Raw genomic sequence first — 7,264 nt, 5'->3', positions numbered from 1 at the left:
CCAGAGCCTCGCTCCGTCGTTCCGTCTGGCGTCCCGTTGTGCGCCTCAGCGCCGCCGGTGAAGGGGCTTTTACGGTCAGTGCTGTGAGTCCGCAAGCGCTTTTTTCAAAAAACTTCACCCCAACCCCAAAAAAGTTCCCTCGCCCTTCAAAACTTCAGCAAAACAAGGGGTCTGTGCCGCCCCCTGCCCTGCGCGACCTGTCGGATCAGGCCAAAACAAAGGGGCGGCCCGCAGGCCGCCCCCCTGATTTTCGTGCAATTCCGCCCCCTATTCGGCCGCGATCACCGCTGAATCGCCCGGACGGTAGTTCAGGATCGGGGCTAGCCAGCGTTCGGCCTCCTCCAGGGGAATCCCCTTTCGGTCCGCATAATCGCTCACCTGGTCGCGTTCGACCTTGGCCACGCCGAAGTAATAGGCCTGCGGATGACCGATATAGAGCCCCGACACGGAGGACCCCGGCCACATCGCCATCGACTCGGTCAGCTCCACTCCGGTGGTCGCGCCCGCATCCAGCAGATCGAACAGCGTCTCTTTCTCGGTGTGGTCGGGCTGAGCGGGATAGCCCGGGGCAGGACGGATGCCGCGATAGGGTTCGCCGATCAGCTCCTGCGGAGAGAAGGCCTCACCAGCCCCATAGCCCCAGTAGTCGCGCCGCACCCGTTCGTGCAGCATCTCGGCCATGGCTTCGGCAAAGCGATCGGCCAGCGCCTTGACCATGATCGACGCGTAATCGTCCCCGTCCTTTTCGAACCGCTCGGCGATCGCGGCTTCCTCGGGGCCTGCGGTCACGACGAAACCGCCGACGTAATCCGCGACGCCCTCGGGCGCGACGAAATCGGCGAGCGCCAGATTCGGGCTGTCCTTCCGCTTGGAGGTCTGCTGACGCAGCGTGTGCAGCGTCGCCAGCGGGTCGCTGCGGTCCTCACCCTTGAAGAGCAGGATGTCGTCGCCGACCCGGTTCGCAGGCCAGAAGCCGACGACAGCCCGAGGGCCGAACCATTTTTCGCCCACGATCCGTTGCAGCATCGCTTGGGCGTCGTTGAACAGATTGCGCGCGGCCTCCCCGTATGTCTCGTCCTCGAGGATCCGGGGGTAGACGCCCTTCAGCTCCCACGTCTGGAAGAACGGCGTCCAGTCGATGTAGCGCGCGATTTCGGCCAGGTCCCAGTCGTCGATGACCCGGGCGCCGGTGAACCTGGGCGCCGTAACCTTGTAATCCGTCCAGTCGATCTTCATCGCGTTGGCCCGCGCGGCGGCCAGTGGCAGGCGTTGCTTGGCTCGTTCGGCCCGTTCGTGCCGTTCGGCCACCTCGGAATACTCGGCCCGGATGCCGTCGATATAGGGCTGCTTCTGCGTCTTCGACAAAAGCTGTGACACGACCCCGACCGCACGGCTGGCATCGGTGACATAGATCGCCTGGCTTTTCGAATAGCGCGGCGCGATCTTCACGGCCGTATGCACCTTGGAGGTTGTCGCCCCGCCGATCAGCAGTGGCACGTCGAACCCTTCGCGTTCCAGTTCGGAGGCAAGGTGCACCATTTCATCCAGCGACGGCGTGATCAGCCCGGACAGGCCGATGATGTCGACATCATGCGCCTTCGCCTCTTCAAGGATCTTCTGCGGCGACACCATCACGCCCAGGTCGATGATCTCGTAATTGTTGCAGGCCAGCACGACGCCGACGATGTTCTTGCCGATGTCATGCACGTCGCCCTTCACGGTCGCCATCAGCACGCGGCCCGCACTGTCGCGGCCCCCGGCCTTTTCGGCCTCCATGTAGGGCAGCAGCACAGCCACGGCCTGTTTCATCACCCGGGCCGATTTCACCACCTGTGGCAGGAACATCTTGCCCGCGCCAAAGAGGTCACCCACCACGTTCATCCCCGCCATCAGCGGGCCTTCAATCACGTCGAGCGGCTTTTCGGCCGCGACCCGGGCGGCTTCGGTATCCTCGTCGACGAATTCGGTGATGCCGTTGACCAGCGCATGTTCCAGACGCTTTTCCACCGGCCAGTCGCGCCAGGCCAGGTCGCGCACCTTGGCCTCGCGCTTGTCGCCCTTGAAACGCTCGGCGACCTCCAGCAGGTTTTCGGTCGCGTTGCCGCCATTGGCCGGGGTGCGGTTCAGTACCACATCCTCGCAGGCCTCGCGCAGGTCCGCATCGATCTGGTCATAGACCGCCAGCTGACCGGCGTTGACAATGCCCATGTCCATCCCCGCCTTGATCGCGTGATAGAGGAAGACGGCATGCATGGCCTCGCGCACCGGTTCGTTCCCGCGAAAGCTGAACGACAGGTTCGACACCCCGCCCGACACATGGCAGTGCGGCAGGTTCTGGCGGATCCAGCGCGTGGCCTCGATGAAATCGACGCCGTAGTTGTCATGCTCTTCGATGCCGGTGGCGACGGCAAAGACGTTGGGATCAAAGATGATGTCTTCGGGCGGGAAGCCGACGGTTTCGGTCAGCACCTTGTAGGCGCGGGCGCAGATCTCGGTCTTGCGGGCGAAACTGTCGGCCTGGCCCTGTTCGTCAAAGGCCATGACCACGACCGCCGCGCCGTAGGCAAGGCAGAGCGAGGCATGGTGGATGAACGCCTCCTCCCCTTCCTTCAGCGAGATCGAGTTGACCACGGGCTTGCCCTGCACGCATTGCAGACCGGCCTCGATCACCTCCCATTTGGAGCTGTCGATCATCACCGGAACCCGCGCGATGTCGGGCTCGGCCGCCACCAGGTTCAGGAAATCGACCATCGCCTGTTTGGAATCGATCAGGCCTTCGTCCATGTTGATGTCGATGATCTGGGCGCCGTTTTCCACCTGATCCCGCGCCACATCCAGCGCGGTCGCGTAGTCGCGGTTGGTGATCAGCTTGCGGAACTTGGCCGACCCGGTGACGTTGGTGCGTTCGCCTACGTTCACGAAGGGGATGTCGGCGGTCAGGACAAAGGGTTCCAGCCCCGAAAGGCGCAGCAATGGCTTGGTCATCTCAGGCCCCTTTCACTTGGCGCGGCGCATGGCCCGCAACGTGGTCGGCAATGGCGCCGATATGGTCGGGCGTGGTGCCGCAGCAGCCGCCGACGATATTGACCAGACCTTCGCGGGCAAAGACCTCGACCTTGGCGGCCGTCTGATCGGGCGTCTCGTCGTACTGGCCGAAGGCATTGGGCAGGCCCGCGTTCGGATAGGCGCAGATCAGCGTGTCGGCCACGCCCGCCAGTTCGGTGATATGCGGTCGCATCGCATCAGCCCCAAGGGCGCAGTTCAGACCCACGGTGAAGGGCCGCGCATGCCGCACCGAATGCCAGAAGGCCGTGGGCGTCTGCCCCGACAGGGTCCGCCCCGAGGCATCGGTGATCGTGCCCGAGATCATGATCGGCAGGCGCCGCCCATGTTCGGCAAAGGCCTCGAAGGCGGCAAAGATCGCCGCCTTCGCATTCAGCGTGTCAAAGATCGTCTCGATCAGGATCAGGTCCGACCCGCCCTCGATCAGCCCCCGGATCTGCTGACCATAGGCCTGCCGCAGATCGTCGAAGGTGACAGCGCGGTAGCCCGGGTCGTTCACGTCCGGACTGATCGAGGCCGTCCGGTTGGTCGGCCCCACGGCCCCGGCCACCCATCTGGGCCGTCCGTCCTGCGCCGTCGCCCGGTCCGCCGCGCGCCGCGCGACCTGTGCGCCCGCGACGTTCAGATCATGCACCGCCGCTTCCAGCCCGTAATCCGCCTGCGCGATCGTGGTCGAGGAAAAGGTGTTCGTCTCGAGGATATCGGCGCCCGCCAATGCGAACTCAAGTTGAATGTCCTCGATCGCCTGCGGCTGCGTCAGCACCAGCAGATCGTTGTTGCCCTTCTGGGGATGATCGGTCGGATGATGCCGGCAGCCGGGCCCGTGGATATGGCCGCCGCCGGTGAAATCCTCTTCGCTCATGCCAAGCGTCTGGATCATCGTGCCCATGGCGCCGTCAAGGATCAGGATACGGTCCTGCGCGGCCTGCCGGATCTGGGCAAAGGTGTCGGAAGAAGGAAGAGAGAAGTTGATCATGTCGATCCCGTGCTGGTTTGCTTCGCAAATAAGGACGCGCCACCAGACAGGCAAATTCATATATTGCGACAGGATTATGAGGATCATTCATATAGCAGCCGCGCTATCAAGTTTTCCCGAACAGTCCTGTCGCCCAAGTCGCGCTGGTCTGTCCCCCGCGCCCGGCCCATAGTGAAGACCCGATCAACCGCAGGATCCCCCATGACCCGCAGCTACTATGCCCCCCACGGCGGCCACCCCGGCCAGGACCAGCTTCTGACCGACCGCGCGATCTTTACCAACGCCTATGCGGTGCTGCCCCGTGGCGTGATGCGGGATATCGTGACCAGCTTCCTGCCCGGCTGGACCGGCACGCGGCTTTGGGTCATTGCCCGGCCGATGTCCGGCTTTGCCGAGACGTTTTCGCAATACATCATGGAGGTGCAGCCGGGCGGCGGATCGGACCTGCCGGAAACCGACCCCGAAGCCGAGGGCGTGCTGTTCGTCGTCGAAGGCGCGATTGAGGTCACGGTCGCGGGCCGCACCCACACCTTGACCCCCGGGGGATATGCCTACCTGCCACCGTCATCGGGCTGGACGTTGAAGAACAGCGCCGATGATACCGCGCGGTTCCACTGGATCCGCAAGGCCTATCAGCTTGCCCCGGGGCTCGATACGCCCGGCCCGCTGTTCCTCAATGAAAACGACATCACCCCCACGGCCATGCCCGGCACCGACGGAAAATGGGCCACCACGCGGTTCGTCGACCCTGCGGATCTGCGCCACGACATGCATGTGACCATCGTCACGCTGTTGCCCGGCGCGGTGATCCCGTTTCTGGAAACGCATGTGATGGAGCACGGCCTCTATGTGCTCGAGGGCAAGGGCGCCTATCGCCTGAACGCCGACTGGGTCGAGGTCGAGGCCGGCGATTTCATGTGGCTTCGCGCCTTCTGCCCGCAGGCCTGCTATGCCGGCGGCCCCGGCCCCTTCCGTTATCTACTATATAAAGACGTGAACCGGCACATGCCGCTGCGGCCGCTGGCGGGTCACCGATAAGGCGGTCAGGGCGTAAAGATCTCGTCTATCCGGCGCCCGAAGGTCGCGGCGATGGTAAAGGCCAACGGCAGGCTGGGGTCGTAACGCCCGCGTTCCAGCGCAATCACGGTCTGGCGCGACACGCCCAACTGTTCCGCCAACTGCGCCTGCGACCAGCCCCGTTCGCCGCGCAGGTCGCGGATCACGTTCTTCATCTGTAGCGCAGCGCCGCGATCACGCCGCCGATCATCCAGAGCACGGCCATCAGGGGCCAGATCGCGAAGGCCGACAGGCGAGGAAAGCCCACGTTTTCCAGGAAGCCGTAACTGAAGGTGATCAGCGCCGTGCCGACAAAGGCCATGGTCACGGCCTCTAGCTGGATACGCTGCTGCATCTCGTCCGCCCGCCGGGTGGCCCGCACGATCGACAGGGCCAGGATGCAGGCCGGGATCATCGGGGCCAGGCTGATCGCGGTCGCCAGCACCCGGCTGTCGATCCCCCGCCCCAGCAGGCGAAGCGATATGACCAGAACGACGATGTAGGCCGCCAGACTGACGACCGTGGGCATGGCATGACGCAGCAGGGTCTTGGGGGACATCGGCACCTCGGATTTGTAAAGTGACCTTTACATTGCCGTCACCTGCGGCAATGTCAAGCTTGGTTTACATGGGCCCGCGTCAACGAACGCAAAAGGGACGGCGCATCCAGCGCCGCCCCCCGTGGTTGCCCAACGTCGCGACGCTGCTTATTTCCGGGTCCACAGTGATCCGGCGCCGTGACCGGACATGCCGCCGTTGACCTCTTCGGTGGCCTCGTCCGAAAGCTCATCTGGCAGGATCAGGTTCAGCACGATGGCGATCAGCGCCGCCGGAAGGATGCCGCTGGTCGCCAGCACTTTCCACGTGCCCGGCAGGTACTGCAGCGCATCCGGTTCAAGCTGCAGGCCAAGGCCAAGCGACAGGGCAATCGCGAAGATCACCATGTTGCGCCGGTTCCAGACCACATCCGACAGCATGGAGATACCGGCCGCCACGACCATGCCGAACATGACGATCACGCCACCGCCCAGCACCTCGATCGGGACCGAGGAGATCACCGCGCCGATCTTGGGCACCAGCCCGCAGAGGATCAGGAAGATCGCGCCGATGGTCACGACGTGGCGGCTCATCACGCCGGTCATGGCGATCAGTCCGACGTTCTGGCTGAACGACGTGTTGGGCAGCGCGCCGAACAGCCCCGACACCGCCGTGCCCAGCCCGTCCGCATAGGTCGCGCCCTGGATCTCGCGGTCCGTCGCCTCGCGGCCCGCGCCGCCCTTGGTGATCCCGCTCACGTCGCCCACGGTTTCCACCGCCGACACGAAGGCCATCAGGCAGAACCCGAGGATCGCGGCGAAAGAGAACTCCAGCCCGAAGTGCAGCGGGTTCGGCAAGGCGAAGGTCGCGGCCCGCCCGACGTTGCCCAGGTTCACCTGGCCAAGGACGAAGGCCAGCACATAGCCCGCCAAGAGCCCGACCAGCACCGCCGACACCGACAGCATCCCGCGCGCGAAGAACTTGAGCCCGAGCGTCACCACGATCACCGTGGCCGCCATCAGCCAGTTGATGCCCGATCCGTATTCCGGCGTCCCGATCGCGGGCACGCCGCCCGCCGCGTACTGGATGCCGACCTTGACCAGCGCGAGACCGATCATCGTCACCACCAGCCCCGTCACCAGCGGCGGCAGGGCAAACCGGATCTTGCCGATGAACAGGCCGAGAACGGCATGGAACAGACCGCCGACGAAGACCCCGCCCATCAGCACGGCCATCGCCTCGACCCCCTTGCCCGCGACCAGCGGGATCATGATCGGAATGAAGGCAAAGGACGTCCCCTGCACGATCGGCAGCCGCGCGCCCACGGGGCCGATGCCAATTGACTGAAAGAGCGTCGCGATGCCGGCAAAGAACATCGACATCTGGATCATGTAGATCATCTGCGGGAAATCCGGGCTGTTCGACCCAAAGCCGAAGCCCGCCGCGCCGCAGACGATGATCGCCGGCGTCACGTTGCTGACGAACATCGCCAGCACGTGCTGGATGCCAAGCGGCACCGCCTTGGCCAGCGGCGGCGTGTAGTTCGGATCGCGCAACTGATCCGGAGTTCCGAGTGTGGCGTCTGCCATGGTCTGTCCCTTCCCGTGGTTGTGGATGCCGACCTTTGGCCGAC

Annotated in this window: 6 protein-coding genes; 1 reads left to right on the top strand and 5 read right to left on the bottom strand. The window is 64.6% G+C overall.

Translation table 11 applies throughout. The annotated features are described in order from the left end of the window. Nucleotides 1-267 precede the first annotated feature (267 nt). Nucleotides 268-2,985, bottom strand: coding sequence for a methionine synthase (gene metH / locus E4S58_RS12860; protein WP_136636789.1), 2,718 nt, complete (start codon nt 2,983-2,985; stop codon nt 268-270). 1 nt (nt 2,986) lies between these two features. Then, the gene (locus E4S58_RS12855; protein ID WP_136636788.1) at nt 2,987-4,039 is read right to left on the bottom strand and encodes a homocysteine S-methyltransferase family protein; all 1,053 of its coding nucleotides are present in this window, start codon (nt 4,037-4,039) and stop codon (nt 2,987-2,989) included. Between the two features lie 201 nt (nt 4,040-4,240). On the opposite strand from E4S58_RS12855, the gene E4S58_RS12850 reads away from it, so the two are divergent. Continuing rightward, nucleotides 4,241-5,077, top strand: coding sequence for a bifunctional allantoicase/(S)-ureidoglycine aminohydrolase (locus tag E4S58_RS12850; protein ID WP_136636787.1), 837 nt, complete (start codon nt 4,241-4,243; stop codon nt 5,075-5,077). 5 nt (nt 5,078-5,082) lie between these two features. Here the strand turns inward: E4S58_RS12850 and E4S58_RS12845 are convergent, their stop codons facing one another. From E4S58_RS12845 to E4S58_RS12835, 3 genes are all read right to left on the bottom strand, one after another. Further along, nucleotides 5,083-5,271 carry a helix-turn-helix transcriptional regulator gene (locus E4S58_RS12845; RefSeq protein ID WP_136636786.1) on the bottom strand — a complete coding sequence of 63 codons (189 nt, stop codon included), beginning with the start codon at nt 5,269-5,271 and terminating at the stop codon, nt 5,083-5,085. Further along, nucleotides 5,268-5,654 (bottom strand): hypothetical protein, encoded by a 387-nt coding sequence (locus tag E4S58_RS18035; protein WP_169052668.1) that lies wholly within the window; start codon nt 5,652-5,654, stop codon nt 5,268-5,270. Before E4S58_RS18035 ends, E4S58_RS12845 begins: the two co-directional genes overlap by 4 nt. A 147-nt stretch (nt 5,655-5,801) precedes the next feature. Next, entirely contained in the window at nt 5,802-7,220 is a 1,419-nt protein-coding gene (locus E4S58_RS12835; RefSeq protein ID WP_136636785.1) for a uracil-xanthine permease family protein, read from the bottom strand. Nucleotides 7,221-7,264 lie beyond the last annotated feature (44 nt).

This window comes from Pseudooceanicola onchidii, from assembly GCF_004959925.1.
GTDB classification, from domain to species: Bacteria; Pseudomonadota; Alphaproteobacteria; order Rhodobacterales; family Rhodobacteraceae; genus Pseudooceanicola; species Pseudooceanicola onchidii.
This window is presented reverse-complemented; position numbering and strand designations above follow the sequence as displayed.

What these genes read in the sequence shown, in the direction of transcription:
- metH (WP_136636789.1), bottom strand. Translation starts at nt 2,985, where the DNA reads ATGACCAAGCCATTGCTGCGCCTTTCGGGGCTGGAACCCTTTGTCCTG.
- E4S58_RS12855 (WP_136636788.1), bottom strand. Translation starts at nt 4,039, where the DNA reads ATGATCAACTTCTCTCTTCCTTCTTCCGACACCTTTGCCCAGATCCGG.
- E4S58_RS12850 (WP_136636787.1), top strand. Translation starts at nt 4,241, where the DNA reads ATGACCCGCAGCTACTATGCCCCCCACGGCGGCCACCCCGGCCAGGAC.
- E4S58_RS12845 (WP_136636786.1), bottom strand. Translation starts at nt 5,271, where the DNA reads ATGAAGAACGTGATCCGCGACCTGCGCGGCGAACGGGGCTGGTCGCAG.
- E4S58_RS18035 (WP_169052668.1), bottom strand. Translation starts at nt 5,654, where the DNA reads ATGTCCCCCAAGACCCTGCTGCGTCATGCCATGCCCACGGTCGTCAGT.
- E4S58_RS12835 (WP_136636785.1), bottom strand. Translation starts at nt 7,220, where the DNA reads ATGGCAGACGCCACACTCGGAACTCCGGATCAGTTGCGCGATCCGAAC.